The sequence below is a fragment of the Demequina pelophila genome, from assembly GCF_000971175.1.
Classification (GTDB): Bacteria; Actinomycetota; Actinomycetes; order Actinomycetales; family Demequinaceae; genus Demequina; species Demequina pelophila.
In genome coordinates, this window is sequence record NZ_BBLY01000009.1 from 51,406 (window position 1) to 77,273 (window position 25,868).

General features: G+C 71.4%; 26 protein-coding genes. 7 read left to right on the forward strand and 19 right to left on the reverse strand.

Annotated elements, in window-relative coordinates; genetic code table 11:
- Nucleotides 1-48: 48 nt before the first annotated feature.
- The 6 genes from AOM03_RS11825 to AOM03_RS11850 form a co-directional block, all read right to left on the reverse strand.
- Nucleotides 49-1,110 carry a branched-chain amino acid ABC transporter permease gene (locus tag AOM03_RS11825; RefSeq protein ID WP_062381626.1) on the reverse strand — a complete coding sequence of 354 codons (1,062 nt, stop codon included), beginning with the start codon at nucleotides 1,108-1,110 and terminating at the stop codon, nucleotides 49-51.
- Nucleotides 1,110-1,982, reverse strand: coding sequence for a branched-chain amino acid ABC transporter permease (locus tag AOM03_RS11830; protein ID WP_156157744.1), 873 nt, complete (start codon nucleotides 1,980-1,982; stop codon nucleotides 1,110-1,112). The genes AOM03_RS11825 and AOM03_RS11830 overlap by 1 nt, the downstream gene beginning before the upstream one ends.
- Nucleotides 1,976-2,740: an ABC transporter ATP-binding protein gene (locus AOM03_RS11835; protein ID WP_062381627.1), complete on the reverse strand. Its 765-nt coding sequence runs from the start codon at nucleotides 2,738-2,740 to the stop codon at nucleotides 1,976-1,978. Before AOM03_RS11835 ends, AOM03_RS11830 begins: the two co-directional genes overlap by 7 nt.
- A complete protein-coding gene (locus tag AOM03_RS11840; RefSeq protein ID WP_062381629.1) occupies nucleotides 2,740-3,483 on the reverse strand; it encodes an ABC transporter ATP-binding protein in 744 nt (247 codons plus the stop codon). Before AOM03_RS11840 ends, AOM03_RS11835 begins: the two co-directional genes overlap by 1 nt.
- The gene (locus tag AOM03_RS11845) at nucleotides 3,480-4,877 is read right to left on the reverse strand and encodes an ABC transporter substrate-binding protein (protein ID WP_082092389.1); all 1,398 of its coding nucleotides are present in this window, start codon (nucleotides 4,875-4,877) and stop codon (nucleotides 3,480-3,482) included. Before AOM03_RS11845 ends, AOM03_RS11840 begins: the two co-directional genes overlap by 4 nt.
- A 231-nt stretch (nucleotides 4,878-5,108) precedes the next feature.
- Entirely contained in the window at nucleotides 5,109-6,467 is a 1,359-nt protein-coding gene (locus AOM03_RS11850) for a hypothetical protein (protein WP_062381633.1), read from the reverse strand.
- A gap of 262 nt (nucleotides 6,468-6,729) precedes the next feature.
- Between AOM03_RS11850 and AOM03_RS11855 the strand changes: the two genes are divergently transcribed.
- Nucleotides 6,730-7,335 carry a GyrI-like domain-containing protein gene (locus AOM03_RS11855; protein ID WP_062381635.1) on the forward strand — a complete coding sequence of 202 codons (606 nt, stop codon included), beginning with the start codon at nucleotides 6,730-6,732 and terminating at the stop codon, nucleotides 7,333-7,335.
- Nucleotides 7,336-7,387: 52 nt separating this feature from the next.
- Here AOM03_RS11855 and AOM03_RS11860 read toward each other — a convergent pair whose 3' ends face one another.
- Entirely contained in the window at nucleotides 7,388-7,963 is a 576-nt protein-coding gene (locus tag AOM03_RS11860) for a TetR/AcrR family transcriptional regulator (protein ID WP_062381637.1), read from the reverse strand.
- Between the two features lie 210 nt (nucleotides 7,964-8,173).
- Between AOM03_RS11860 and AOM03_RS11865 the strand changes: the two genes are divergently transcribed.
- Nucleotides 8,174-8,617 carry a hypothetical protein gene (locus AOM03_RS11865; RefSeq protein ID WP_062381638.1) on the forward strand — a complete coding sequence of 148 codons (444 nt, stop codon included), beginning with the start codon at nucleotides 8,174-8,176 and terminating at the stop codon, nucleotides 8,615-8,617.
- A gap of 64 nt (nucleotides 8,618-8,681) precedes the next feature.
- On the opposite strand, the gene AOM03_RS11870 is transcribed toward AOM03_RS11865, so the two are convergent.
- Both AOM03_RS11870 and AOM03_RS11875 read right to left on the reverse strand, forming a co-directional pair.
- Entirely contained in the window at nucleotides 8,682-10,355 is a 1,674-nt protein-coding gene (locus tag AOM03_RS11870; RefSeq protein WP_062381640.1) for an ABC1 kinase family protein, read from the reverse strand.
- 29 nt (nucleotides 10,356-10,384) lie between these two features.
- Nucleotides 10,385-10,948 carry a PadR family transcriptional regulator gene (locus AOM03_RS11875; RefSeq protein WP_062381642.1) on the reverse strand — a complete coding sequence of 188 codons (564 nt, stop codon included), beginning with the start codon at nucleotides 10,946-10,948 and terminating at the stop codon, nucleotides 10,385-10,387.
- Nucleotides 10,949-11,153: 205 nt separating this feature from the next.
- Between AOM03_RS11875 and AOM03_RS11880 the strand changes: the two genes are divergently transcribed.
- Nucleotides 11,154-12,065 carry a cytochrome c biogenesis CcdA family protein gene (locus tag AOM03_RS11880; protein WP_082092390.1) on the forward strand — a complete coding sequence of 304 codons (912 nt, stop codon included), beginning with the start codon at nucleotides 11,154-11,156 and terminating at the stop codon, nucleotides 12,063-12,065.
- Nucleotides 12,066-12,212: 147 nt separating this feature from the next.
- On the opposite strand, the gene AOM03_RS11885 is transcribed toward AOM03_RS11880, so the two are convergent.
- Together AOM03_RS11885 and AOM03_RS11890 are read right to left on the reverse strand one after the other, a co-directional pair.
- Complete coding sequence (locus AOM03_RS11885) at nucleotides 12,213-12,863, reverse strand: redoxin family protein (protein WP_062381643.1); 651 nt, start codon at nucleotides 12,861-12,863, stop codon at nucleotides 12,213-12,215.
- Between the two features lie 68 nt (nucleotides 12,864-12,931).
- Nucleotides 12,932-13,381 (reverse strand): MarR family winged helix-turn-helix transcriptional regulator, encoded by a 450-nt coding sequence (locus AOM03_RS11890; protein WP_062381645.1) that lies wholly within the window; start codon nucleotides 13,379-13,381, stop codon nucleotides 12,932-12,934.
- Between the two features lie 66 nt (nucleotides 13,382-13,447).
- Between AOM03_RS11890 and AOM03_RS11895 the strand changes: the two genes are divergently transcribed.
- The gene (locus AOM03_RS11895) at nucleotides 13,448-14,719 is read left to right on the forward strand and encodes a multidrug effflux MFS transporter (protein WP_062381646.1); all 1,272 of its coding nucleotides are present in this window, start codon (nucleotides 13,448-13,450) and stop codon (nucleotides 14,717-14,719) included.
- Between the two features lie 104 nt (nucleotides 14,720-14,823).
- Here the strand turns inward: AOM03_RS11895 and AOM03_RS11900 are convergent, their stop codons facing one another.
- From AOM03_RS11900 to rpsF, 6 genes are all read right to left on the reverse strand, one after another.
- Nucleotides 14,824-15,762: an NAD(P)H-binding protein gene (locus AOM03_RS11900; RefSeq protein ID WP_062381648.1), complete on the reverse strand. Its 939-nt coding sequence runs from the start codon at nucleotides 15,760-15,762 to the stop codon at nucleotides 14,824-14,826.
- Between the two features lie 234 nt (nucleotides 15,763-15,996).
- Nucleotides 15,997-17,367, reverse strand: coding sequence for a replicative DNA helicase (gene dnaB / locus AOM03_RS11905; RefSeq protein WP_062381649.1), 1,371 nt, complete (start codon nucleotides 17,365-17,367; stop codon nucleotides 15,997-15,999).
- A gap of 524 nt (nucleotides 17,368-17,891) precedes the next feature.
- On the reverse strand, nucleotides 17,892-18,338 hold the full coding sequence (gene rplI / locus AOM03_RS11910; protein ID WP_062381651.1) for a 50S ribosomal protein L9: 447 nt from the start codon (nucleotides 18,336-18,338) through the stop codon (nucleotides 17,892-17,894).
- A gap of 15 nt (nucleotides 18,339-18,353) precedes the next feature.
- Entirely contained in the window at nucleotides 18,354-18,590 is a 237-nt protein-coding gene (rpsR, locus tag AOM03_RS11915) for a 30S ribosomal protein S18 (protein ID WP_062381653.1), read from the reverse strand.
- Nucleotides 18,591-18,619: 29 nt separating this feature from the next.
- On the reverse strand, nucleotides 18,620-19,135 hold the full coding sequence (locus AOM03_RS11920; RefSeq protein WP_062381654.1) for a single-stranded DNA-binding protein: 516 nt from the start codon (nucleotides 19,133-19,135) through the stop codon (nucleotides 18,620-18,622).
- A gap of 57 nt (nucleotides 19,136-19,192) precedes the next feature.
- A complete protein-coding gene (rpsF, locus tag AOM03_RS11925) occupies nucleotides 19,193-19,483 on the reverse strand; it encodes a 30S ribosomal protein S6 (protein ID WP_062381656.1) in 291 nt (96 codons plus the stop codon).
- Between the two features lie 161 nt (nucleotides 19,484-19,644).
- Between rpsF and AOM03_RS11930 the strand changes: the two genes are divergently transcribed.
- Nucleotides 19,645-20,688, forward strand: a complete 1,044-nt coding sequence (locus AOM03_RS11930) for a lipid II:glycine glycyltransferase FemX (protein WP_062381658.1) — start codon at nucleotides 19,645-19,647, stop codon at nucleotides 20,686-20,688.
- Here AOM03_RS11930 and AOM03_RS11935 read toward each other — a convergent pair.
- Complete coding sequence (locus AOM03_RS11935; protein WP_062381660.1) at nucleotides 20,663-23,218, reverse strand: transglycosylase domain-containing protein; 2,556 nt, start codon at nucleotides 23,216-23,218, stop codon at nucleotides 20,663-20,665. The two genes, AOM03_RS11930 and AOM03_RS11935, sit on opposite strands and share 26 nt — an antisense overlap.
- A 220-nt stretch (nucleotides 23,219-23,438) precedes the next feature.
- On the opposite strand from AOM03_RS11935, the gene AOM03_RS11940 reads away from it, so the two are divergent.
- Both AOM03_RS11940 and AOM03_RS11945 read left to right on the forward strand, forming a co-directional pair.
- The gene (locus AOM03_RS11940; RefSeq protein WP_062381662.1) at nucleotides 23,439-24,032 is read left to right on the forward strand and encodes a PadR family transcriptional regulator; all 594 of its coding nucleotides are present in this window, start codon (nucleotides 23,439-23,441) and stop codon (nucleotides 24,030-24,032) included.
- A gap of 13 nt (nucleotides 24,033-24,045) precedes the next feature.
- A complete protein-coding gene (locus tag AOM03_RS11945; protein ID WP_062381664.1) occupies nucleotides 24,046-25,140 on the forward strand; it encodes an inositol-3-phosphate synthase in 1,095 nt (364 codons plus the stop codon).
- A gap of 177 nt (nucleotides 25,141-25,317) precedes the next feature.
- Here AOM03_RS11945 and AOM03_RS11950 read toward each other — a convergent pair whose 3' ends face one another.
- The gene (locus AOM03_RS11950; protein ID WP_062381666.1) at nucleotides 25,318-25,719 is read right to left on the reverse strand and encodes a hypothetical protein; all 402 of its coding nucleotides are present in this window, start codon (nucleotides 25,717-25,719) and stop codon (nucleotides 25,318-25,320) included.
- Nucleotides 25,720-25,868 lie beyond the last annotated feature (149 nt).

Here is a 25,868-nt window from a genome sequence, read left to right on the forward strand (position 1 = left end):
CTCTCCGGCCGCTACGGCCGTCTCGCTCGAAGTCTGCTTGTTCACCGTTCACTTCCCCGTTCCGGCCGCCATGGCCATCCGTCGCTCGCCGCGCACGCCCGCCCCGGGCGCCACCGCGACGACGCGATGGCCGATGGGGAAGACCGCGAGGTTGTACCGCGCCGACAGCGCCCCCCAGATGCCGCGGGGGAAGAAGAGCGTCACCGCGATGGCCAGCGCGCCGAGCACCACGAGGTACCACAGGCCCATCTGGCTGAAATAGAGATCCATGACGTAGTAGATGACGGCGCCGATGATGGGCCCCTCGATGGTGCCGATCCCCCCGATGAGCACCATGAACACCATGAAGGCGGAGTAGCTCACGGAGAAGATCTGCGACGGCGACTGCACCCCGATCGCCTGGAGGCAGATCACGGACCCCGCGAGCCCGGCGCCGATGCCCGCGATGACGAACACGATGCGCTTGGTGCGGGCGACGTGGATGCCCAGGGCGCGCGCGGCCACCTCGTTGTCGCGGATGGACTGCAGGGCGATGCCCATCCGGCTGCGCAGCAGGAACAGCGTCGCGATCAGGGTCGCGGCGAGGATGCCCAGCGCGAGCCAGTACGTGAAGAGGTTCCGCATCACGGGGTCCGACGTGTAGTCGGAGATGCTGCGGCCGCGGCCGGCGCCCAGCGAGTCGAAGCGGACCACGATCTGCCGGACGGCCTCGGCGATCACCCAGGTGCCGATCGCGAAGTAGCCGCCGCGCAGGCGGAACGCCACGAAGGACAGCGCGAACGCGATGATCCCGATCGCGACGGACGCGACGAGCGCGCTCGAATACGGGTCCAGCCCCAGGTCGTTGAACACGAAGATCCCGTACGCGCCCAGCCCGATGTACGCCTGCTGCCCCACGGACACCATGCCCGCGTAGCCGGCCAGCAGGTTCCACACGGTGGCGAGCGTGATGAGGTAGAAGAGCTTGATCCACGAACTCGTGACGGCGGGCTCGAACACGTACGGCGCGAACGCGAGCGCGACGATGATCGCGGCACCGACGATCTGCGTGACCGTCATGCGCCGGCGGTACCGGTCGACGCGCACGGCGTCGGCTGCCTCGGGGGACATCAGACCACCACCTTGCTGCGGACGATGCCCGCGGGCCGGAACATGAGGACGGCGAGGAAGACGAGGTTGCCGACGAGCAGCGGCAGCTCGGGGCTGACGACGCCGGCGAGGGTCTGCGCGACGCCCAGCACGATGCCGCCGGCGAGCGTGCCCCACAGGGACCCGAGGCCGCCGATGATCACGGCCTCGAAGGCGAACAGCACCGCGAGATGCCCGTCGAAGGGGGTGACGCCGCCCTGGCGCATCCCCAGGAAGATGCCGGCGAAGGCCGCGATGCCGAACGCGAGCGCCATCGCGAGCGCGTACAGGCGCCGGTGGTCCACGCCCATGAGCCGGAGCGTCTCGGAGTCGTCGGCGGCGGCCCGCATGTAGCGCCCGGTGCGGGTGCGGGCCAGGAACAGCTGGGTGGCGGCGATGAGCGCCACGGCCACGATCATGGTGATGAGCGGCAGGACGCCGATGCTCACCCCCTCGACCACCTGGATGCTGCGCACCGCGAGGCCGCCGGTGGCGATCTGCTGCTTGTTGGTGGTGAACAGCTCGATGAGCACGTTGGGGATGATGATCGCGATCCCGAAGGTCACCAGGAGTGGCGCGAGCTCGCTGATGCGGAGCGCCCGTTGCAGCAGCAGCCGCTGGACCCAGTAGCCCACGAAGCCCAGCACGGGCACCACGATGAGCATGCTCACCCACACGTTGAGGCCCGCCCACGACAGGCCGATCGCGGCGATGTACGCGCCGACGGTCATGATCTCGCCGTGGGCCAGGTTGACCACGCGCAGGACGCCGAACGCGATGCTCAGCCCCAGCGCGGCCATGGCGAACAGGCCGCCCAGCAGGATGCCCTGGACGAGGGCGTTGACGACTACCACCGGCCACCTCCGGACCCGGCCGCCGCCGCATCGTCCCCGGTCCCGCCGTGCAGGGCGATCGCGTGGCCGAAGTAGGCGTCGGTGATCTGCTCGTGAGTGAGGGTCGCGGGCGTGCCCGCGAGGACGGCCTCGCCCTCGAGCATGCAGACGATGCGGTCGGCGACCGCGAGCGTGCGCTCGAGGTCCTGCTCGACCAGGACGATGCCCAGGCCGGTCTCCCGGACCGGCGCGAGCGAGGCGTACAGCTCGTCGATGACGATGGGCGCGAGGCCCAGCGACACCTCGTCGAGCAGCAGCACCTCGGGGTTGGACATGAGGGCCCTGCCGATCGCGACGGCCTGCTGCTGGCCGCCCGACAGCTGCGACGCGTTGCGGTCCAGCAGGGGCGCGAGCACCGGCAGGGCGTCGGTCACCGTCCCCAGGTCCCACCGGCCGGAGCGCTGCGACCCTCCCCCCACCAGGAGGTTCTCCCTCACGGTGAGGCTCGCGAACAGCCGGCGCCCCTCGGGCACCAGGCAGATCCCGCGCCGGTTGCGCTCGAAGTCGCGCAGCCGGGTGACGTCCTCGCCCTGGTAGGCCACGGTGCCGGAGAAGGGACGATGCGCGCCGGCCAGCACGCGCAGGAGCGTCGACTTTCCGGCGCCGTTGGCGCCGACGAGGGCGAGCAGCTCGCCCTGGTCGAGGGTCAGGGACACGTCGGTGACGGCGCGCACGTCGCCGTAGCGGGCGTCGATGTCGTGGGCCTCGAGGAGCGCCATCACATGCCTCCGCCCAGGTAGACCTTGCGCACCTCGTCGCTGCGCATGACCTCGTCGGGCGCGCCGTCGGCGACGATGACGCCGGACGCGAGGCAGACGAGGCGCTCGACCACGGCCAGCAGCGCCTTCACCACGTGCTCGATCCAGATGATGGTGATGCCCTCCCGGTGCAGCGACCGGATGGTCGCGATGAGGCTGTCGCACTCGGCCTCGGTGAGGCCGCCCGCGATCTCGTCGAGCAGCAGCAGCTGCGGGTCGGTCGCGAGCGCGCGGGCCAGCTCGAGGCGCTTGCGCTTGAGCAGGGGAAGCGTGCCGGCGGGCGTGTTGGCCACGTCGAGCATGTCCGCCATCTCGAGCGCCTCGAGCGCCCGCAGGTCCGCGGCGTGGCCGTGCAGCCCGGCGCCGAACTCGGCGCCCGCCAGCGCGTTCTCGAACACGGTCAGGTGCGTGAACGGCCGCGGGATCTGGAACGTGCGGCCCATCCCGGCGCGGGCCCGGTCCGCCGGACCCACCGCCGTGACGTCGCGCCCGCCGAACCTCACCGTGCCCGCCGACGCCTTCTCCGTGCCGTTGATGACGCTCAGCAGCGTCGACTTGCCGGCCCCGTTCGGGCCGACAATTCCCAGGGCCTGGCCGGTGGGGACCGTCAGGTCGACCGCCGTCAGCACGTCGAGCGCGCCGTACGACTTCGCGACCTGGTCCACCTCCAGGAGGGCCGTGCCGGTCCCCACCGTGCCTGTCATGACCAGTCGAGCTCCGCGATGGGACGGTCGACGGGCAGGTCCGGGACGTCGCCGGCGTCGACCACGACCCACTCCCACTCGCCCTCGTCCGTCTTCTCCCACTGGCCCATGGCCGTCGGGATGGTCGCGATGCCCGGGAAGGGTCCGGACGTGAAGTCGATCTGTCCGCCCAGGGTCATCATGTTGATGTCGTCGAAGGCCGCGTGGACGGCGTCCTTGTCGAACGGGTCGCCCGAGGCCTCGAGGCCCACCTTGGCGACCTCGAAGAGCGCCCCGTTGAGCGGGGTGGCCTGGTTCCACACCAGCCCCTCACCCTCGGGGCTCGCGCTGAAGGCGTCGATCCACTCCTGCGGGGTGGTGCCGTCGAAGCTCGACTCGTAGGGGAAGGTGGGACCCCACCAGGTGGCGAATGCGAGGCCCTCGCCCAGGTCGTCCGGGATGGACGGCACCGTGGTCGGGAAGAACAGAGCCTTGCCCACGGTCGCGACCTTGGGCTCGAAGCCCTGCTGCGCGGCCTGCGTCCAGAAGGTGACGAAGTCCGGGGGGATCGGGATGCCCGCGATGATCTCGACGTCGTTGTCCTTGAACGTCTGGATGATCGACGTGAAGTCGGCGGTGCCGTTCTCGTACGCGCCCGGGTCGACCACGGTGTATCCGTGCGCCTCGACCAGCGGCGTGTAGCCGGTGTCGGGGTTGCGGAAGGCGCCGCCGTCCGAGTCGTTCGGCCACAGCACGCCCACCTTCTTGTTGGTGTCGATCTGATCCCACGCGAGCGGGTCGATGTCACCGAAGCCCTCGATGCCGAAGAAGAAGTGGTGGGTCCACTCGAGCGGGTTGTCGGGGCCGAATCCGGCGCCGAACACCACCGCCTGCCACGGCGCGTTCGCCGTGAGGCACGGCACCGCGTTCGCCTCGCACTGCGCGACCACCGGGTTGACCGTCTCCGGGGTCGAGGTGGCCATGAGCAGGTCCACCTGCTCGTCGACGATGAGCTCCTGCGCGAGCTCGCCCGCCTTGGCGGCGTCGGAGCCGGAGTCGCGGTCGAGGATCTCGACCTCGTAGGTGGTGCCGTCGATGGTGATGCCGTCCGCGAACTGCTCGCGCACCACGGACAGCATGTAGGGGTCGCCGTCCGTGAATCCGGTCAGTGCGCCGGTGACCGGTGCGATGTAGCCGATCTTGATGGTCTCGGCGGCCATGCCACCGTCGCCACCGCTGCCGGCGTCTGCGGTCGAGTCGTCGGCTGCGGCCGCGGTGGGCGCGTCGTCGTCCTCGGAACCGACCGGCGAGCAGGCCGCGAGTGCGAGGAGTGCGGCGGCTGAGAAGGGTGCCGCGACGAGCGCCGCGCGCCTCCCGCTCACCCACCGCGGATTGCCTGGTGCGTGCTGCGTCATGGGGACTGTCCAATCCGTCGTCGCCCACGGCGTTGTGGGCGGTTTCAGGCTAGGAAGGTCGTCCGCACAGGGGAATCGATCGGGCGCGTGCGTGCACAGAATGCCGATTGCTGCGCCCCGACGCACGACAGGGGCGGCGCGACCCCCCTTGGTCGCGCCGCCCCTTGGCCGTGGACGATGCGGCGGTCACCGCATCGTCACGGGTCGCCTGTGGCGACCCGGAGAGGTGGGTCAGCCGCTGACGCCGACCATCTCGTTCATCTCGACGCCCACCTCGACGGACTTCCACACGGCGCCGCCCACGTAGTCCACGATGTGCACGGTGCCGGTCGACGGCTCCGTGACGTACGCCATGCCGGCGAGGACGGTGAGGGCGGGGTGCGGGGTCTGCCACGCCTCGGGGACGTCCCAGGCCGCGGTGACGTCGATGGTGCGCAGCACCTCGCCGGTGTTCTCGTCGAGGACGCGCAGTGCGCCGTCGGTGCCCAGGACCAGGGCCTCGCCCTTGTCGCCGCGGGCGAGTCCGCGCCAGGTGTACTCGGCGTCGGCGCCCTCGAACGGGTCGACCACCGTGATGACCTCGGTCTCGGCGTTGACCAGGACCACCTCGTTCAGGCCGATGCCCTGCGCGGGGTCGGTCTTGCGGTCGCCCAGCACCACGTCGGAGCCGTCGACGGAGAAGAGGTTGCCGGTGCGGGCGTACTCCAGGCCGGACGCGACCTTGTGGATGTGGTCGCCGTGGAAGACGAGCACGCCGTCCTCGCAGCCGACCATGAGCAGGTCCTCGCCGCCGGCGGTGGTGAAGGCGGTCTCGCCGTGGACGCCGGGGCAGCGGTCGCTCGACACGATGGTCTCGCCGTCCGCGTCGAGCAGCATCGCGCCGGTGCGGCCGTCCGCGTCGCCGATGGTGACCATGAGCTCGCCGGCCGCGGTCGGGATCGCGACGCCGTGGTGGGCCTCGTCGGCGGTGTAGTCGCGGATCACGTGGAGGTGGCCGTGCTCGACCATGTCGACCCACTCGCTGGTCTCCACGATGGTGACCTCGCCGGTGCCGTCGTCGAAGAACGCGGTGAAGCCGTCGTGGGCGACCACGTGGCCGGGGACGTCCGCCTCGACGAGCACGTCGGTCAGCTGCGGCTGGGTCGTGTAGTAGTGGAAGTGGTCGCCGTGCGCCCAGGTCCACGTGCCCGCGTCGACGATCGCGAAGCCGCCCGCGGTGGACACCGCGACGTGGCGGTCGTCGCCCACCGGCTTGATGCGGTTGAAGCCGTCGAGCGCGAGGTCCGCCTCGACCTCGAGCGAGTTCGCGTCGAGGACCACCAGGCCGCCGTCGTAGGTCAGCACCAGGCGGGGGGTCTGGGTCGGCATCTCGACCTTGACCGCCGCCTGCTCCTCGGCCTCCTGGTCGTGGTCGTCGTGCCCCTCGGCCTCGTGGTCGTGGTCGTCGTGGTCGTCGTGCGCGTCGGCCTCGACGGTGGCCGCCGCGTCGACCTCGTCGGCCTCTGCGGTGCCGCAGGCGGCCAGGAGCAGGGCGAAGGCGGCGGCGCCGGCCGCCACCGCGGCGCGACGCTGGAAGATCTCGAGAGACATGGTTCACCGGACCCGGGCGGGGTCCACCTTTCTGAAGTCGTGACGCGCCGGGGACGTATCCCGTCCGAGCCGACGCCCGTCAGTGGGACTGGTTCGAGGGTAACAACAAACGAGAACGATTATCAACCGCGATAGTGTGACCCGTGCCACAGCGCCCGGGCCGGGAGCCCCGCCGCCCACCACCGCCCGGCCCCCTCACCGGCGCGGCGTAGGCTCGAACCGGGCCCGCACATCGGCCCTCACCACCCGACCCGGAGGCGCGATGACCGAGAAGGTCGACCTCAAGAAACTGGACGGCTACCAGGGCCGTCGCGGCGAGATCCGACAGTTGGAGCTGCCGCCGGCGCGCTACCTCGCGGTCGACGGCGCGGGCGACCCCAACGGCTCGCCGGCGTTCGAGCGCGCCATCGGGGCGCTCTACCCCGTCGCCTACGCGCTCAAGTTCGCGAGCAAGGCGCGCGGCCGCGACTACGTGGTGCCGCCGCTCGAGGGCCTGTGGTGGGCCGAGGACATGGACGCCTTCGCCGTCGCGCGCGACAAGTCGCGCTGGAGCTGGACGCTCCTGCTGCTCATCCCCGACTTCGTGGACGACACCCTGGTGGCCGACGCTCGCGAGGCCGCCGCGGCCAAGGCGGACGTCGAATCCGTCCGCGTCGAGGCCCTCGACGAGGGACGATGCGTCCAGACCCTCCACGTGGGGCCGTTCGACGACGAGGGGCCCGTCATCGAGCGGATGCACCAGGAGTTCATGCCCGCGCACGGACTGCGGCCGTCGGGCCACCACCACGAGATCTACCTGAGCGACTTCCGGCGCGCGGCGCCGGAGAAGTGGCGAACCCTCATCCGCCAGCCGGTCGAGGCGGTCTGACCGCGCCACCGGAGCGCCGCCGGCTCAGACCCGCACCGGCCGGCGGTACGGCTCAGACCCGCGCCGGCACCGCCACCGTCACCAGCAGCCGCGCGGTCGCCTTCACCGCATCGGCCCGGCGCGTGCCGGGATCGACCGCGCCGGCGGCGAGCGCACCGTCGAGCAGCGCGCTCAGAGACGCGGCGATCCGGTCCGGGTCGTCCACCCCGGCCTGCGCGGCGAGGCCCCGCATCCAGTCCCGCACGTCCTCCTTGTGGCGGACGATGCGCGCATGGGCGCGCGAGTCCGGGTCCACCTCCGCGGCGGCGTTGATGAAGGCGCAGCCGCGGAAGTAGCCGGCCTCGCACAGCCGGCCCACGGCGTCGAACATCCCGACCAGTCGGTCCGCGGGCGTGGGGCCCGCGGCCTCGGCGGCCTCGCGCAGACGGCCCCGCCACCACCGGTCGACCTCGTCCAGGTAGGCCTCGACCAGGTGGTCCTTGCTGGAGAAGTGCGAGTACAGCGTGGCCTTCGCGACGTCGGCCGCCCCGACCACCCTGTCCACCCCGACGCCGCGGATCCCGTACGAGTAGAAGAGGAAGCGGGCGGCCTCGAGGATGCGCGCGCGGGCGGAGGTGGCGGAGGGCATGAGGGGAACCCTAGGCAGGCCGGACCGGTCGTTCCGGCGGCCGTGGGTCCCGCTCCCGCACGAAATCGGGCACCAGACAGACCTGTCTGTCGGCGTGTCGGGAGCGCACGGGCCGGTCCGGACGCCCGGTGCGCGTCGAGGGGCCCTACCACCGCCGGGGCCCGCCCGGACCGGTCAGTCGGCGGGACCGGACCGGTCTACCGTGGAGGGGTGAGCGCACTTCCCCCCGACGATGAGGACGCCCTCGAGATCGAGGTCGAGGAGTTCCGCGAGCTGTACGCCGACGACCCGGACATCGCCGCACGCGTCCACGCCGCGGTCCGTCGCGACCACCCGGACCGGGCCTCGCTGGCCGATGCGGTGGTCGACTCCCTGATCGCCGGCTCCGACATGCACGACGACGAGGCCGCGATCGACGAGGTCATCGACGCGTGCCGACGCCTCATGCCGCTCGCGCCGGTGATCGCCCACCTGCGCGCCGAGGGCCAGTCGGTCCGGGCGGACCTGCTCGAGTCCGCGCCGGCGGCCGCCGGCCGTTGGCTGTCCGAGGGCGGCTGGGCGATCCACGACGCCGAGGGCGAGGAGGTCGCCTTCGTCTTCGCCCGCCCGGACGTCGACCGGTCCTGGGTGATGATGCTCGACGGCGGGCGCTGACCTTTCGACGAGCGCGGAGCCTCCGACGAGCGCTGAACCTCCGACGGGCGCCGAGCCCACCCGACTACCGCGACCGGCGCGCGCCGAACACCGCGTGCAGCAGCGGCACCGCCGATGCGATCATGAGCGCCGAGCCCAGCCCGGGCTCGTCCGGCCGCAGCCACGCCCCGCCGAAGATCATCCCGCCGAAGATCACGGCCGAGGTGAGCCGGCGCACCCCGCGCTCGGCCCTCTCCACCAGGGCCTCGACCCGGGGCACATGCACCGCGAGGTCGCCGGACTCGACCCGCGCGAGCGCGCCATCGAGGCGGCGCGGAGCCCGCAGCGCGATCTGGGCGAGGTCGCGCGCCTCCCGCGCCACGTCACCCAGCACGTTGCGACCCTCCTCGCGCAGCAGGTGCTGCGCGTACGGCTCCACCGAGTCCCACGCGTTGTAGGCGGGATCGAGCGACGTGCACAGTCCGGACGTCAGCGAGACGGCGCGGATGATGAGCAGGAAGTCCTCGGGCAGCTGGAACGGCATCTCGAGGAGCACGTCGCTGAACTCCTCCGCGAACGCGCGGAACTCGCTCGCGTCCAGCCCCTTGAGCTCTCCCAGGCCCATGCCGCCGAACCGGGCGAACACCTGGGACACCACCCGCTCCAGCTCGACCCGGTCGGCCGAAGGGAGCAGCACCCCCGCATCGTCCATCGCGTCGACCATGCCCTGGCCGTTGCGCGCGGCCGCGGCGATGATGAGCGCGCGCAGCGCGCCCCGCAGCCGGTCGGGGACCTCGCCCATCATTCCGAAGTCGACGAACGTGAGCGTCCACGCGGGATCCTCGCCCGGGTGCGGGGTGATGAAGAGGTTCCCCGGGTGCGGGTCCGCGTGGAAGAAGCCGTGCGTGAACAGCTGGTCGAACATCACGTCCGCGAACGCCTTGGCGACGTCCGCGGAGTCGATCCCCGCCGCTCGCAGGCCGTGGCCGTCCGTGATCTTGATCGCGCTGACATCCTCGAGGGTGAGCACCTGGCGGGTGGTCCGCTCCCACACCACGTCGGGCACGCGCACGCGCGCGTCCACCGCGAAGCTGTCACGGAACCGCTCGGCGTTCGCACCCTCGTTGAGGTAGTCGATCTCCTTGAGGCTCGCGGTCGCGAACTCGCCGATCAGCGCGTGCATGTCCACCCGGTCCCGCACGGCGCGGAAGCGCATCGCCCATCCGCCCACGCGGCGCAGCGCGGCGAGGTCGACCGCGACGACCTCCGCGATGCCCGGCCTCTGCACCTTGACGATCACCTTCGCGAATCCGGCGCGGCGTGCATCGTCCCCCGCCAGGCGCGCCCGGTGGGCCTGGCCCAGCGAGGCCGCCGCGACCGGTTCCTCGTCGAACTCCGCGTACACCCGATCGAGCGGCACGCCCAGCTGCGCCTCCGCGAGCGCCCGGATGTCCGCGAACCGCTCCGCGGGCACCTCGTCCTGGAGGTCCTCGAGCTCCTTGGTGAACTCGGGCGGGAGCACGTCCAGCCTGGTCGAGAGGAACTGGCCCAGCTTGATCATCAGCCCGCCGAGTTCGACCGCGAGCACGCGGAACCGGCTCGCGAACGCCTGCAGCCGCGCCTCGCGCGACCGGTCCGCGACCCGCGCGAGGCCGATCCGCGGGAGAACCCCCTCGTACCACCACGTGCGCAGGAAGTGCCACGCGGCGAAGCGCAGGATGCGCCGGTAGCGGGCGCGGCCACGGACGGCGTGGGGCATCGGCTCTCCCTCGGCCCCGCCGCGGTCGGTCAGTCCTGGGCGAGGATGCTGTAGATCCTACGGCGGGTCGCCTCGAGCTCCGCCGCCGCGGACTTCTGCTGCTCGGGCGTGCCGGTCCGCGCCACGTGCGCGACCACCTGCGCGAGCTCGAAACCCGCCCTGCTCACGGCCCCCACGGGCCCGTCGCGGTGGCCCGTCTTGTCCTCGGGCTTCGCCTCGGTGTTCCACGGTGCCGATGCGGCGGCCGCGGCCGCGTCCACCCTCCCCTCCTCGGTGAGCGAGTAGATCTTGCGATCCTCGGAGGTCTCGACGGAGACGAGGCCCTCGTCGGCGAGCAGCTGCAGCGTGGGATACACCGAGCCGGCGCTGGGCTTCCACGTGCCGCCCGTGCGCTCCTCGATCTCGCGAATGACCTGGTAGCCGTGCATGGGCTGCTCGTGGAGCAGCGCCAGGATGGCGGTGCGGACGTCGCCGCGACCCATCCGGGGCGCGACGCGCTTGTCGAACTCGGAGCGGATCTGCTCCATCGCATCCCACATGGCGTCCATCGCGTCGGCCGCGCGCTTGGTGCCGGGGCGGTAGTTGGTGCTCATGACAACCTCCTCCCGGGGGCGGCCTCGCCCCCGAACGATACTGAGCGATATATCTTTCAGGGTCGCACGGGTGCGAGCGGTTGGCAAGGGGTCGCCACCCATGCGGCGGGAGCGGCACACTCGGCACGTGCCGCCCGCCGTCGCGCCACCCATCCACGGCGGCGGCCGTCCCGAATAGGGTGGCGACAGCCCGGAAGGAGCCCCCATGGTCGTCGGCGACGTCGCGTACGCCCTGCTGCTGGGCGCGGTGGCCGCATTCAATCCCTGCGGATTCGCCCTGCTGCCCGCCTATCTCACGCTCATCGTCACCGGTTCCGCCGGCGCGGTGGGCGGCGGCGCCGGGATTGCCGCCCAGGCACCGCGCGCCGTCGCCCTGCGTCGGGCCCTGGGATTCGCCGGGGCGATGACGGTGGGCTTCGTGGCGGTGTTCCTCGCCTTCGGCCTGCTCTTCGGCGGGGTGAGCCTGGGCCTGCAGGGATCCGTGCTGCCCTACGTGTCGTACGTGACCGTGGTGCTGGGCGCGCTGGTCGTGGCGCTCGGCGTGGTCATGGCCGTCCGGGGCGAACTGTCGGGTCCCGGACTCGGCGCGCTGTCGCGGGGCTCGCGCGCGCCGGGGCGCACCTTCGCGTCGCAGGTGGCGTACGGCGCGTCGTTTGCGGTCGCGTCGCTCAGCTGCACCATCGGGCTCTTCCTCGTGGTCGTGACGCAGGCGCTCGACGCCCCCGGCCCGGCCGCCGCGATCGCGCCCTTCCTCGCCTACGGCGTGGGCATGGGAGCGTCCGTGGTGCTCGTCTCGCTCGCGGCCGCACTGGCGGGAACGTCCGCCGCGACGGCCCTGCGGCGCCGGACGCCCCTGCTCATGCGGGCCGGCGGGGTCCTCATGGTGCTCGCCGGCCTCTACGTCGTGGTGTTCGGCCTGGCAGAGGTGCTGCCGCGCTTCGGAATCCACACCCTCGACGGCGTCCTGCTCACCACCGCCCGCTGGCAGTCCTCGATCACCCACGCCATCCAGGGGTGGGGCACCCCGGTGCTGGTGTCGCTGGCGGCCCTCGCGGTCGTCGCGACCGCCGCCGTGCTGGTGGCGGCCCGGCGCGCCGAAGCGGTCGCCGCGAAGTAGCGCCCCGCACCTGCGCCCGCGCCTGCGGACGCGCCGCGCCCCCGCGCCCCAGCCTCCCCCGCGCCGCTGGAGCGAATTGTGTCGCTTTGGACCACTCCGCGCGCCTCACGGAGCGAATCGTGACGCTTGCGCGACGCGATCCTCAACCTAGGACGCGGCGAGGGCCTCGGCTCGCTCCACGATGTCGGCGCCCGTCACGCCGGCGCCCACGACCTCGACCGCGCCCGAGTCGTCGATGAACAGCAGCGTCGCCTGGCTCGCGACGTCGAAGCGGCGCCACACGGACCCGTCGGTGTCGGCGATGTGCGTGAGGTCGCCCAGCCCGGTGTCGGCGACGAACCGCCCCATGTACTCGAGGTCCTCGGACAGGCCCGCGACGCCGATGAGCGGCACGCCGTCCGGCATGTCGGTCGCGGCAGCGGCGATCTCCGCGGCCTCGGCGACGCAGGTGGGGCACCAGGGCGCCCAGAACCACAGCACCACGTCGGTGCCGGCCAGCCCGCTCCCCTCGAAGGTGCCGCCGTCGACGGTCCCGGCGGTGAAGGCGAAGGGGCCGTCCTCTTCAGCCACGGCATCGGCCTCCTCGGACGCGCCGGCGTCGTCCGCCATCACGTCGTCCGTCGCTTCGGCGGCGGCGCTGGCAGACGAGGACTCAGCCGGCGCGGACTCAACCGGCGAGGACTCGGCGGCGGTCGGCGCGGACCCGGCCGAGGCATCGTCCCCCGGCTCGTCCGAGGCGGCACAGGAGGCGAGCAGCAGGGCGGCCGCGGGTGCGGCGAGGAACGGGGCGAGGCGCATGGGGACTCCTTCGTCGAGTGGTGACGAGGATAGTTCGGGCCGGGCGGGCCCGCGGATGGGACGCGCGCCTACTTCGGGTCGGCGAGAGCCTCATTGACGGACTCCAGCAGCGCGACGGTCGCGGCGACGTCCGCACCGTCGGGGATGTGGGGGGTGAGCATGTCGCTCCACAGCTCGCGGAGGCGGGCGAGGTTCGCCGCCGCCTTGTCCGTGGGGAAGACGCGCACCTGGCGTGCATCGGCAGTGTCCCGCCGGCGCTCGACGAGCCCCCTCGACTCCAGGCCGCGCAGCGAGGTCGAGGTGTTGCTCGCCTTGAGCCCGACGGCCTCGGCGACCTCGGACGGCGTGACGCCCGGGTGCCGGTCGACGTGCCGCATCACCAGGGTGTCGACCGCGCCCAGGTGCTCGATGCCCGCGCGGCGACCCTCCCAGCCGTACATGCGGCGCGCGAGCGTGAGCACCACGTCGGCCAGGTCGGCGGCCTCGACGACCCTCGTGGGCCCCGATTCGATCGGCATTGTTGACTCCTTCAGTTTCTTTCTTTATCCTAGCATCATTATTAGTTCATAATCATTGGAGACCCCGTGACCACGACCGCACCCGAGCGCCCCTCCGCGGACGCACGTCCCACCGAGACGACGGCGCCCCACTCCGCGCCGCGCCTCGCCCCCATCCTGCTCGGCACCCTCGCCCTGCTCACCGCGATCGCCCCCTTCGCCACCGACCTCTACCTGCCGGCCTTCCCGCAGATGACCGCGGCGCTGGGCGCCTCGGAGTCCGCCGTCCAGCTCTCGCTCACCGCCTTCCTCGTGGGCGCCGGCGCGGGCCAGCTGGTCTTCGGCCCGCTCTCCGACCGACTGGGCCGCCGCATGCCGCTGCTCGTCGGCGTCGCGGTCTTCCTCGTGTCGAGCATCGGCGTCGCACTCGCACCCTCGATCCCGTGGCTGGTCGCCGGCCGCCTGGTCCAGGGCCTCGCCGGCGCCGCCGGCATGGTGCTCGCCCGCGCGATCATCGCCGACCGCGCCCACGGCGCCGAGGCCGCCCGCGCGATGACCCTCATGATGATGGTCGGCGGCATCGCGCCCATCGTCGCGCCGTTCGTGGGTTCCGTGCTCGCCGGCTCCATCGGCTGGCGCGGGCTGCTCTGGATCGTCGCCGGCATCGGCGCGATCGCGGCCCTGGCCGTCGTCCGCGTGGTGCCGGAGACGCACGACCCGGCCGCCGCATCGTCCGCGCGCACGCCCTGGCGCACCGAGGTCGCGTCCCTGCTGCGCTCGCGCACCTATACCGGCATCACCGTCGCGTTCGCGATGGGCTTCGGCACGATGATGGCGTACATCTCCGCCTCGCCGTTCCTCTACCAGGAGCTCATGGGGCTCAGCACGGTCGCGTACGGCGTCGCCTTCGCGGTCAACGCGCTCGCGCTCATGATCGTCTCCGCGGTCGCCGCGAAGCTCACCGAGAAGGTGCCCGCGGGTCGCCTCGCCGCGCTCGGCCTCATCATCAACGCGGTGGGCGTCGCCCTGGTCGCGGCGCTGGCCTTCACCGGCGCCCCCGCCCTGTGGATCGCGCCGGCGCTGCTGCTGACCGTCGCGCCGCTGGGCCTGGTCTTCGGCACCACCACCGCGCTCGCCCTCGACGCCGCGGCGCACGCCCCCGGCACCGGCTCGGGCCTGCTGGGCATGCTGCAGTTCGTGCTCGCGGGCGCCGTCGCGCCGCTCGTGTCGCTCGGGGGCGAGGCCTCCGCCGTGCCGCTCGCGATCGTCATGCTCGTGTGCACCGTGGGCGCGAACGTCGCGCTCCAGCTGGGGCTCGCCGGCACCCGGGACGATGCTCCGGCGGAGTCCGCGCACTAGCGACCACCCGACCCCGGTCGCCCGGGATGACACGAGGGGCGCGGCCCGGCAGATGCCGGACCGCGCCCCTCGTGCTCTGCGCCGGCGGGGCCGGACGCGGAAGGTCAGTCGTCCACGGAGTGGCGGGCGCCCACCTGGTAGTCGTCGGCGTTGGCGAACATCTCCGCCACGGTGATGGGCGTGCGGCCCGTCACGATGGTGAAGTCGCGCGAGCAGGTGGCCATCTTGCCGAGGCGGATCGCCTCGCCGAAGGTCACCATGCCGTCCGAGGAGAACGGCGCCTCGGAGTCGTCGAGGAAGTCGCCGTCGGTGGTGCGCGGGACGCCCATCGCGTCGAAGACCTCGTACTGCTCCTCGTCGGTCAGCGCGCGCCAGCCGAGCGCGTTGCCCGTGGCCGCGTTGCCGTAGTTGCAGAACTGCTCCATGGTCATCGCCTCAGCACCGTTGATGTTGAGCACCTGGTGGTGGAGGTAGGGGTTCGCCAGCACGTGGGCCGCGGCGCGCGCGCAGTCCTTGCGGGAGATGAAGGCCATGAGCCCGTCGCCGGCGTTGTTCGCCATGGCACCCATGGGGATCGAGCCGAAGTACGCGGTGATCATCGCCTCCGCGTACTGCGAGTTGCGCAGGAACACGTAGTCGAGGTCGGTCGACTGGATGTACGACTCGGTCCAGGCGTGGTCGATCTTCTCGTGGCTGGGGTTCTCGGGGTCCGTCGCGTTGACCAGCGACGTGTACACGATCTGGCGCACGTTGGCGGCGACGCAGGCGTCGACGGCGTTCTTGTGCGCGGCGCGGCGCTTGGGGCCCACGAACGGCATGGAGATGACGAGCACCTTGTCCGCGCCCGCGAAGGCCTCGACCAGGCCCGCGGGGTCGTTGAAGTTGGTGATCGCGGTCTCGATCCCCGCAGCCTTGTACTCCTCGAGGCCCGCCTCGGTGGGCGCGGTGACGCGGATCATGTCCGCGGGGACCAGCTCCCGCAGGATCGAGGCCGCGAGGCCTCCGAAGTTTCCGTCCACGCCGCAGACGACCAGCTTGCCCATCGTGATGACCTCCCAAGTGTGTGGGGCACGACTCCGTGCCTCTAGATGCACATCGATCCTAGAGAACTGTCACCGAGTGCCTTGACGCCCCAAGGTCCCGGGAGGTTCGGGGCGAAGGCGGGCGCAAGGGACGGCCGGCGCCCGCCCGCCTCGGTCGCGGTGAGTCTCGGGGTGGGTCTCGGTCGCGTCGAGCGCGAGCGGCCGGCCCCTGATGTCCGCGGCCGATGCCGGGGGCTACAGGCCCGGAGCCATGTCCGCGAAGTGCGCGAAGTCCTTGCGGAAGGCCACGGCGATGGTGTCGGTGGGGCCCGCACGGTGCTTCGCGACGATGAAGTCGGCCTCTCCCGGACGGTTGTCGCGGTCGTAGGCATCCTCGCGGTGGAGCAGGATCACGATGTCCGCGTCCTGCTCGATCGAGCCGGACTCGCGCATGTCCGAGAGCATCGGCTTCTTGTCGCCGCGCTGCTCGGGACCACGGTTGAGCTGCGAGATCGCGATCACGGGGGCCTCGACCTCCTTGGCGAGCAGCTTGAGCGCGCGCGAGAACTCGGAGACCTCCTGCTGGCGGGACTCGACCTTGCGACCGGAGGTCATGAGCTGGAGGTAGTCGAGGACGATCAGCTGGAGGTCGTGCTGCTGCTTGAGGCGGCGGCACTTCGCACGGATCTCCATGAGCGTCATGTTGGGGCTGTCGTCGATGAACAGCGGCGCGTTCGCGATCGACGCGGCCGTCTGTGCGAGGCGGCCCCAGTCGTTGGGCCCCATGGGGCCCTTGGTGAGCTTGGACAGCTTCACCTCCGCCTCCGCGGCGAGCATGCGCTTGGTGATCTCCTCGCGGCTCATCTCGAGAGAGAAGATGACCGCGGCCTTGTTCGCGCGGATGGCGCACGAACGCGCGATGTCGAGGCCCAGCGTCGACTTGCCGATCGCGGGACGCGCCGCGATGACGACCATCTGGCCGGCCTGGAGCCCGCCCGTCAGCTCGTCGAGCTGGCGGAAGCCCGTGGGGACGCCCAGCATCGAACCGTCGCGGGCGGAGGCGGCCTCGACCTCCTCGAGCGTCCGCTCCATGACCTCGCCGATGGGCAGGTAGTCCTCGGAGCTGCGGCGCTCGGTGATCGCGAAGACCTCCGCCTGGGCGGCGTCGACGATCGCGTCGACCTCCGCACCCTCGCCGTCGTAGCCGAGCCCGGCGATGCGGGTGCCGGCCTCGACCAGCTTGCGCAGGATGGCCTGCTCGCGGACGATGCGGGCGTAGTACCCGGCGGAGGCCGCCGACGGCACCATCGAGATGACGGTGTGCAGGTACTCGGCGCCGCCGGCGCGGGCGAGCTCGCCCATGCGCTGCAGCTCCGCGCTGACCGTGAGCGCGTCGACCGGGTCGCCCGCGTTGTAGAGCTTCACCGCGACGTCGAAGATGAGCTCGTGCGCCGGCTTGTAGAAGTCGTCGCCGCGCATGGCCTCGATGACGTCCGCCATCGCGTCCTTCGACAGCATCATCGAGCCGAGCACCGACTGCTCGGCCTCGAGGTTCTGCGGGGGCAGCCGGTCGAACGACGCGGACCGCCCGCCCGAGTACGCCGATTCGAGCTCGTCGACCGACATGCCATCCCCTTTTCCTCGTGGTGCTTCGTTCCCGAGACCCTGCGATCAGTGTCACGCGAGGGTCCGACACGGCAGGCTAGGTTCGCCGCGCGCGGCTCACAAATCGCCGCCGAGCGCGCCGGTGGGGTTTCCGTGGACAACTCGTTGTCCACCGTGGACGGCTTGGGGACAAACCCCCGTGGGTGCTGTGAAGAACGATGTGGACAACGCCACACGAATGTCCGTTTTGAGCGCCTTATCAGGCGTAACGCCGTTTACGCGACTGGGGATAAACCGCCGGTCGAAGGTTGTCGGCGTGTCGGACCGGCGTGTCGTCCACCACCCCGGTGGATAACTCTGGGGACAAACCGGGATGGGCCGCGTTCCCCCCGCCCGGGCCACGCCCACCGGGCCCACGGGTCTTCCTGGGCCCACGCACCCACCCGCGCCCGCGCATCGTCCGGCGCCCGCGCATCGTCCCCGCAGAAGCGACGAGGCCCGCCGCCCCCGAAGGGGCGACGGGCCTCGCGAACGCGGGTGAGGCGTTACTTCGCGGCGACCACCTTGACGGTGACGGTCGCGGTGACGTCCTCGTGCAGCGAGATCGACGCCTGGTACTCGCCCAGCGCCTTGATGGGCTGCGCGAGGTGGATGCGGCGCTTGTCGACCTTGGCGCGGTCGCCGATCGCCGCGGCGATGTCCGCGACGGTGACGGCGCCGAAGAGGCGGCCGCCCTGGCCGGACTTGGCCTCGACGGTGACGGGCGCGGCCTGGAGCGCGTCGCGGGCCGCCTGGGCGCCCTCGATGGTCGCGATCTCCTTGGCGCGGCGCGCCTTGCGGAGGGCCTCGACCTGCTTCTCGGCGCCCGCGGTCCACGGGGTCGCGAGCTTGCGGGGGACGAGGAAGTTGCGGGCGTAGCCGCTCTTGACGTCGACGACGTCGCCGGCGATGCCGAGGCCGGAGACCTCGTGGGTCAGGATGACCTTAGCCATGAGTCAGACCCCCGATCAGCGGCCGGAGCCGGCGTAGGGGAGGAGCGCCATCTCGCGTGCGACCTTGATCGCGCGCGCGATCTCGCGCTGCTCCTGGACGGTGACACCGGTGACGCGGCGCGAACGGATCTTGCCGCGGTCGGAGATGAACTTGCGAAGCAGCGCGGTGTCCTTGTAGTCGACCTTCTCGACCTTGGCGGCCTTGAGCGGGTTGACCTTCTTGCGCGGCTTGCGGATGTCGTGCTTAGCCATTGAAGTGAACTCCTGAAGAAAAGTACCTGTTAGAACGGCGGCTCGTTCGACGCCGGGGCCGTCGCCCACGGGTCGTTGCTCGAGCCACCGGCCGGCGAGGGTGCGCCGTAGCCGCCACCACCGAAGCCGCCCGAGGACTGCTGGCCACCGCCGCCACCGCCACCGAAGCCGCCGCCGCCACCGCGCTGAGTGCGGGTGACCTTGGCGGTCGCGTAGCGGAGGGACGGGCCCACCTCGTCGACCTGGATCTCGTTGACGGTGCGCTTCTCGCCATTCGCCTCCCACGAGCGCGCCACGAGGCGGCCCTGGACGATCACACGCATGCCCTTGGTGAGGGACTCGGCGACGTTCTCCGCCGCCTCGCGCCACAGGGAGCACCGCATGAACAGGGTCTCGCCGTCCTTCCACTCGTTCGTCTGACGATCGAACGTGCGGGGAGTGGACGCCACCGTGAAGTTGCACACCGCGGCGCCCGAGGAGATGAACTTCAGCTCCGGGTCCGAGGTGAGGTTGCCGATCACGGTGATCTGAGTCTCGCCTGCCATGTGATTTCCCCTTGGTGTCGTGTGTTCGCTAGTGAGAGTCGGGAGCGGTCCGGTGCCTTAGCGGGCGTCCGGACGGAGCAGCTTGGTGCGAAGAATCGACTCGTTGAGGCCCAGCTGACGCTCGAGCTCCTTGGCGGTGGCCGACTCGGAGGTGAAGTTCACCACCGCGTAGATGCCGTCGTTCTTCTTCTTGATCGGGAACGCGAGACGACGACGGCCCCAGACGTCGAGCTTGTCGACGGTGCCCTTGTCGTTCGTGATCACCGAGAGGTACTTCTCAAGCGACGGAGTCACCGTGCGCTCGTCAACCTCGGGGTCGAGGATGATCATCATTTCGTACTGACGCATTCGATACCCACCTCCTCTGGACTGGTCGGCTGCGGTCGTTCCGCAGCAGGAGGGTTGCGCAGTTCGTGGCCCTGCCGGCACATGCTCCGGCTCGAGCCACGGCTCACCAGGATACCGCGTGGAACGCGGTTGCGACAGCCCTCGCGGTTACCCTCGTTGGCATGACCCAGACCGCCGCCGTCCGCGTGGAGCCCGTGTCCGACGACCGCTTCCTCGAGCTCGCCCGCACCGCGGACCACCCGGTGCCCATCGAGCAGGCCCCGGCCTGGGACCGGTACGACGCCGCCGTGCCCGGGCGAACGCACCTGGACCGCCTCGCGGTCCTGCGGGGGGACGATGCGCTGGCCGTGGTCTCCGTGTCCCGCTACGAGGTGCGGGGCTTCGCCTACGTGTGGGCCAAGCACGGCCCCATCCCCCTGGTCGAGCGCACACCCGAGAACGAGAAGACCATCCGCGACGCGCTCGTGGCGGATTTCAGGAAGCGCTACCCGTGGGCCGTGTTCGCGCGCCTGCACGCGCGCCACGCCGCGCCCGACCTCCTCGAGCTGCTGCAGACTGTCACGTTCGACCACACCGTCATCATCGACCTGACCTCCGACACCGACGCGATGATGGCCTCGTTCTCCAAGCGCGGCCGGTACAAGATCCGCAAGACGCTCAAGGACGACGCGATGACCGTCACCGAGGAGACGGGCATGTCGGCGGAGCAGTTCGCCGAGCTCTACGAGATCTACCGGGAGACCGCCGCCGGCGCCGGCTTCGGCATCTTCCCCGCGTCGATGTACCTCACCATGCTCGAGGCCCTCGCGCCGCACGCGCGCATCTGGGTGGCCCGCCGACACGACACCGGGCCGGACGGGGACAAGACGCCCGGCCGCGCGGTCGCGTGGGTCATCGCGGTGGTCCACGAGGACGGCGGCACCGACTACTACGCCGGCAACAACCTCGAGGCCCGCGACACCAACGCGGCCCTGCGCATCAAGTGGGAGATCCTCACCACCCTCAAGGCCGAGGGCGTGCGCGAGTACGACCTCTTCGGCGTGGGCTCCGAGCGCGCGCCCCAGCTCATGGGCGTGCGCGAGTTCAAGCAGCAGTTCGGGGAGATCGTCGAGTGCGACGGCGCCTGGGACGTCGCGCTCAAGCCCCTGCGCTACCGCGCGCTCGTGACCGCGCTGGGCCTCAAGCGCCGGCTGACGCGCCGGTAGTCGCGGCGGGCGCCGCCGCGGCCGTCGTCTGGGCGGGCGCGGGCGCCGCCTGACCGGCGGTCCCGCTCGCGCCCGTGGACGATGCACCGGTCCCCGTTGTCCCGGAGGCGCCGGTTTCGCTCGCATCACCGGTCCCTGCTGTCCCGGACCCGTCGGTGGAGCCGCCGGCGTCCGCGTCCGTGCCGCCGTCATCCGGCACCGACGGGTCGGCGGTCTGCGACGGCGCGGGGTCGGAGGTCTGCGTGGGGGTGGGCACCGGGTCCGCGGTCGGGGTGGGCGACGGCGTCACGATCGGCTCGCTCGTCTGCGAGGGCGTGGGCTCCGGCGTGGGCGACGGCTCCTCGCTGGGCTCCTCCGAGGGCTCCTCGGTCGGCTCCTCGGTGGCGCTGTGCGTCGGCTCGGGGGTGGTCGCCCGCCCCACGTTGGCGCGCGGCGGGAACTCGACCACGTCGTAGCCCTCGAGGATCGGGCCCATCATGTCCGTCCAGACGCTCGCGGGCACCGAGCCGCCGGTGATCTCCGAGTAGCCGCCGAACGGGGTGATCGACTCCACCTCGCCGTTCGGGCCCACCTGGTAGAGGTTGACCGCGCCGACGATCTGCGGGGTGAAGGCGACGAACCACGCCGACCGGTTGTCGTTCGACGTTCCCGTCTTGCCCGCGATGGGGCGGCCCAGCGAGCGCGCGGTCTGACCCGAGCCGGACTGGATCACCTGCTGCATCGCGTACGTCGCGTCGGCGATGACGTCCTCGTCGAACACGCGCTCGGCCTCGAGCTGGTGCTCGTACAGGGTCTCGCCGTCGGGGCCCAGGATGGTCTGGACCGTGTACGTCTCCTTCTCCAGGCCGCCGTCGGCGAGCGTCGAGAACGCGTGGGCCATGTCGATGTTGTGCGGCGACGCCGTGCCCAGCACGTTGGCCGGGTTGGCCTCGAGGCCCAGGGTGTCCTCGGGGACGCCCGCCTTGATCGCTGTCTCCATCACCTTGTCCGGTCCCACCTCGCCCGCGAGCTGCACGTAGTACGTGTTCACGGAGTTGCGGGTCGCGTCGACCATGTCGATCGACCCGTAGTTGGCGTTGCCGAAGTTGTGGACCTGGTTGTCGAAGCCCGCGATGGTCATGGGGCTGTTCGCGACGTAGTGGGTGCGCAGCGACATGCCCTCGGACAGCGCCGCCACCATGGCGAACGGCTTGAAGGTCGAGCCGGCCTGCGCGACGTCCTGGGTGACGGCGTTGCGCTGCACCTGCAGGTAGTCGGCGCCGCCGTACAGCGCGGTCACCGCGCCGGTCGCGGCGTCGACGGTGGACGCGCCCACGCGCAGGTTGTCGGCGTGGTCGTCCGGAATGGCGGCCACCGCATCGTCCACCGCCCGCTGGTGGTCCTGACGGAAGGTGGTGACGATCGTGTAGCCGCCCCGCTCGATCTCGTCCTGGTCCACGTCCAGGTCCGCCATCGCATCGTTCAGCGCCGTGCGCAGCAGGTGGCCGGTGGTGCCGCCGAACGTGTCGTGGCCCACGAACTCGATGGTCTCGGGGAACTCCTGCTCGTCGCGCTCCTCCTGGGTGAGGAAGTCGCCGTCGACCATGCCGTCGAGCACGTAGTTCCAGCGCTGCTCGGCGCGCTCGGGCGAGAAGCGCGGGTCCCACGCGCTGGGCGCGGGGATGATGCCGGCGAGCAGCGCGGCCTCGGAGACGCTGAGGTCCGCCGCGCCCTTGCCGAAGTACACCTGCGCCGCGGCGTCGATGCCGTAGGCACCGCGGCCGAAGTAGATGGTGTTCATGTAGTTCTCGAGCACCTGGTCCTTGGTCTGCTCGGAGTCGACCTTGAGCGCGAGCAGCGCCTCCTTGATCTTGCCCGGAATGTCCGTGGTGGTGGCGCCCACGTAGTAGCGCTCGACGTACTGCTGCGTGATGGTCGAGCCGCCCTGGCGGTTGCCCAGCACCACGGTGTTGAACAGCGCGCGGGCGGTGCCCGCGAAGTCGATGCCGGGGTTGGTGTAGAAGCTGCGATCCTCGGCCGCGACCACGGCGTGCGGCACGTGGTCCGGCAGCGTGTCGATGGACACGATGTTGCGGTTGGACTCGCCCACCGAGCCCATCTCCGTGGTCCCGTCCGCCCACGTCACGGTCGACGCCTGCGCGAGCGCGACGTCGGACGCCTCGGGCACCTCGAGCCGCGAGTAGACGACCATGACCGCGATCGACCCGATCGCGACGCCCGCGAGCCCCAGGATCAGGATCCCGAGGCCGATGCGCCCGAGCCACTTCTTCCAGCCGCCGCCCTTGCCCTTGGTGGGGCGCTTGCCGCCGCCGCCCTTGCCGCCGCCCCTGCCGGGGGACGATGCGGGGGCCGGGGCCTTCGCGCGCGTCGCCGCGCGCGTGGGGGCCGCGCCGCTGCGGGGCGCCTGGGTGCGGACCTGGCCGGTCCGGGTGCTGCGGCGGGTGGGGGCCGCGCCGGAGCGCGGGTCCTGCGCGCCGGATCCGGCTGCGGCGCGCGTCGAGCGGCGCGAGGGCGTCTTGGGGTCGGTCACATAACCACCTTATTGTTCGCTGCATACAACAGTCTGGGACGCCCGTCCGGGGTCGAGCGCATCTGCGAGGACTAACGCCCGGCACCCCTGCATCGTCCCCCGCGGCGTGGCGGATTCGCCAGCGTCGTCACCATCCTGTAACCTTCTGCGATGTATCGGCGCGATACAACCAACGGTGATATCGCGGCGCAATGAGGCCCGGACGAGGAGGGAGGACCGCGTGGCGAAGACGGATGTGCTCACCCTAGCGATCCTGGGCATCCTCAACGAGCAGCCGCTCCACGGCTACCAGATCCGCAAGCGCCTGGGCGCCCAGCTGGGGCCCTTCCGCGCGCTCAGCTACGGGTCGCTGTACCCGTGCCTGCGGCGCATGGTGGACGCGGACCTCATCACCGCCACCGGCGAGGAGCCGGCGGCGTCAGCACCCGCATCGTCCCGTCGGGCCAGGATTGCCTACGGCCTGACGGACTCGGGCAGGGAGAGGCTCGCCCAGGAGCTGGCCTCGGCCGGCGCATCGTCCTGGGACGACGACGCGTTCGACGTGCGCTTCTCCCTGTTCACCCACACCGATTCCGCGACCCGGCTGCGGATCCTCGAGGGGCGGCGCACCCGCCTCACCGAGCGCCTCGACGAGGTGTCGGAGGGGCTCAAGCGCATGCACGAGCGCCACGACGCGTACACCGCCGAACTCCAGCGACACGGCCTCGAGCAGGTCGAGCGGGAGGTCGAGTGGCTGGACCAGCTCATCGAGAACGAACGATCCGCCACAGGCGGCGACAACAACCACGGCACCGCGGACGCGGGCCAGGACTGAAGGAGACACAGACATGGCCAAGCTTCGTGCCGCCATCGTGGGCGTCGGCAACTGCGCGACGTCCCTGATCCAGGGTGTGGAGTTCTACAAGAACACCCCCGCCGGTGAGACCGTGCCCGGCCTCATGCACGTGCAGTTCGGCGACTACCACGTCTCGGACATCGAGTTCGTGGCCGCCTTCGACGTCGACTCGCTCAAGGTGGGCAAGGAGCTCGTCGAGGCCACCGAGGCGTCGGAGAACAACACCATCAAGATCTGCGACGTCCCCAAGACGGACGTCCAGGTGATGCGCGGTCACACCCTCGACGGCCTGGGCAAGTACTACCGCGAGACCATCGTCGAGTCCGACGCCGAGCCCGTCGACGTGGTCCAGGTCCTCAAGGACACCGAGGCCGACGTCCTCATCTGCTACCTCCCCGTGGGTTCGGAGGAGGCCGCCAAGTTCTACGCGCAGTGCGCGATCGACGCGCAGGTGGCGTTCGTCAACGCGCTGCCCGTGTTCATCGCGTCCGACCCGGAGTGGGCCGCGAAGTTCGAGGCCGCCGGCGTCCCGATCGTGGGCGACGACATCAAGTCGCAGGTGGGCGCCACCATCACCCACCGCGTCCTCGCCCGCCTGTTCGAGGACCGCGGCGTGCGCCTGGACCGCACGTACCAGCTCAACGTGGGCGGCAACATGGACTTCAAGAACATGCTCGAGCGCGACCGCCTCGAGTCGAAGAAGGTCTCGAAGACCCAGGCCGTCACCTCGAACCTCACCAACGGCCCGCTGGCCGGCGTGAAGGACTCGCGCAACGTGCACATCGGCCCGTCCGACTACGTCGCGTGGCTCGACGACCGCAAGTGGGCGTACGTGCGCCTCGAGGGCTCGGCCTTCGGCGAGGTGCCCCTCAACCTCGAGTACAAGCTCGAGGTGTGGGACTCCCCGAACTCGGCCGGCATCATCATCGACGCCATGCGCGCCGCGAAGATCGCCAAGGACCGCGGCGTGGGCGGCCCCATCCTGTCCGCCGCGACCTACTTCATGAAGTCGCCGCCGGTGCAGATGGAGGACTCGACGGGCCGCGCCCAGCTCGAGGCCTTCATCGCCGGCGACATCGTGCGCTGAGGCTGAGCCCCGCTCCCCGCTGAACCCGAGCCCCGGGCGAGGCCGATCCGACCGATCGGCCTCGCCTGGGGCTCTTTCGCGTGCGGGCCGAGGCCGGTGGCCGGCCTCGTTTCGGGATGCGGCCGGCGGGATGCGGCCGGCAGGGCGCGGCCGGCGGGGCGCGGCCGGCGCCCCGCGTCAGCCCTTGATCGCCGCGGTGCGGATCTGCTGCAGCACGCTCACCAGGTGGGCGGCGGTCACGGCGGTGAGGGCCCGCGCCTCCTGAGCGCTCAGCTGCTGGAGCATGAAGGAGTGCGTGAGCAGCACGGTGCCCGCACCCGAGACCAGGCCGCCGCGCGACGCGGTTCCCGCGAGTCCCAGGGCGGTCGGCAGGTCGACATCCTCGACCTTCGCGACCACGATGCGCAGGATCACCTGGTCGGCGCTCGGGTCGTCGGTCACGGGGTGCACCACGACCATGCTGACGGGCTCGCCGCCGTCGACCGGCGGCGGCAGCACCACGGCGAGGCGGTCGGTGTCGATCTCCTTCGCGCCCAGCTCGGTCTGCAGGTAGTCCTGGACGTCGGTCCACGTGGCCATGGCGGCTCCTCGGTTCGGGCGCGGCGGCGCCGCGGCACTGCCCGCGACGGTATCAGCGCGCGCCCGGGACGCCCCGCCCGGGCGCCGGCCGGGGTGCCGGACGCGCCCGGGGCCCCGGCGCATCGTCCCTGGGGACGATGCGCGACCTC

Bases quoted from the DNA above. Each gene is read 5' to 3' on its own strand.
- AOM03_RS11945 (WP_062381664.1), top strand. From the start codon at position 24,046: ATGGCCAAGCTTCGTGCCGCCATCGTGGGCGTCGGCAACTGCGCGACG.
- rpsR (WP_062381653.1), bottom strand. From the start codon at position 18,590: ATGGCTAAGCACGACATCCGCAAGCCGCGCAAGAAGGTCAACCCGCTC.
- AOM03_RS11930 (WP_062381658.1), top strand. From the start codon at position 19,645: ATGACCCAGACCGCCGCCGTCCGCGTGGAGCCCGTGTCCGACGACCGC.
- dnaB (WP_062381649.1), bottom strand. From the start codon at position 17,367: ATGTCGGTCGACGAGCTCGAATCGGCGTACTCGGGCGGGCGGTCCGCG.
- AOM03_RS11920 (WP_062381654.1), bottom strand. From the start codon at position 19,135: ATGGCAGGCGAGACTCAGATCACCGTGATCGGCAACCTCACCTCGGAC.
- AOM03_RS11835 (WP_062381627.1), bottom strand. From the start codon at position 2,740: ATGGCGCTCCTCGAGGCCCACGACATCGACGCCCGCTACGGCGACGTG.
- AOM03_RS11880 (WP_082092390.1), top strand. From the start codon at position 11,154: ATGGTCGTCGGCGACGTCGCGTACGCCCTGCTGCTGGGCGCGGTGGCC.
- AOM03_RS11855 (WP_062381635.1), top strand. From the start codon at position 6,730: ATGACCGAGAAGGTCGACCTCAAGAAACTGGACGGCTACCAGGGCCGT.
- AOM03_RS11845 (WP_082092389.1), bottom strand. From the start codon at position 4,877: ATGACGCAGCACGCACCAGGCAATCCGCGGTGGGTGAGCGGGAGGCGC.
- AOM03_RS11875 (WP_062381642.1), bottom strand. From the start codon at position 10,948: ATGAGCACCAACTACCGCCCCGGCACCAAGCGCGCGGCCGACGCGATG.
- AOM03_RS11885 (WP_062381643.1), bottom strand. From the start codon at position 12,863: ATGCGCCTCGCCCCGTTCCTCGCCGCACCCGCGGCCGCCCTGCTGCTC.
- AOM03_RS11890 (WP_062381645.1), bottom strand. From the start codon at position 13,381: ATGCCGATCGAATCGGGGCCCACGAGGGTCGTCGAGGCCGCCGACCTG.
- AOM03_RS11870 (WP_062381640.1), bottom strand. From the start codon at position 10,355: ATGCCCCACGCCGTCCGTGGCCGCGCCCGCTACCGGCGCATCCTGCGC.
- AOM03_RS11825 (WP_062381626.1), bottom strand. From the start codon at position 1,110: ATGTCCCCCGAGGCAGCCGACGCCGTGCGCGTCGACCGGTACCGCCGG.
- AOM03_RS11900 (WP_062381648.1), bottom strand. From the start codon at position 15,762: ATGGGCAAGCTGGTCGTCTGCGGCGTGGACGGAAACTTCGGAGGCCTC.
- AOM03_RS11850 (WP_062381633.1), bottom strand. From the start codon at position 6,467: ATGTCTCTCGAGATCTTCCAGCGTCGCGCCGCGGTGGCGGCCGGCGCC.
- AOM03_RS11860 (WP_062381637.1), bottom strand. From the start codon at position 7,963: ATGCCCTCCGCCACCTCCGCCCGCGCGCGCATCCTCGAGGCCGCCCGC.
- rplI (WP_062381651.1), bottom strand. From the start codon at position 18,338: ATGGCTAAGGTCATCCTGACCCACGAGGTCTCCGGCCTCGGCATCGCC.
- rpsF (WP_062381656.1), bottom strand. From the start codon at position 19,483: ATGCGTCAGTACGAAATGATGATCATCCTCGACCCCGAGGTTGACGAG.
- AOM03_RS11950 (WP_062381666.1), bottom strand. From the start codon at position 25,719: ATGGCCACGTGGACCGACGTCCAGGACTACCTGCAGACCGAGCTGGGC.
- AOM03_RS11840 (WP_062381629.1), bottom strand. From the start codon at position 3,483: ATGACAGGCACGGTGGGGACCGGCACGGCCCTCCTGGAGGTGGACCAG.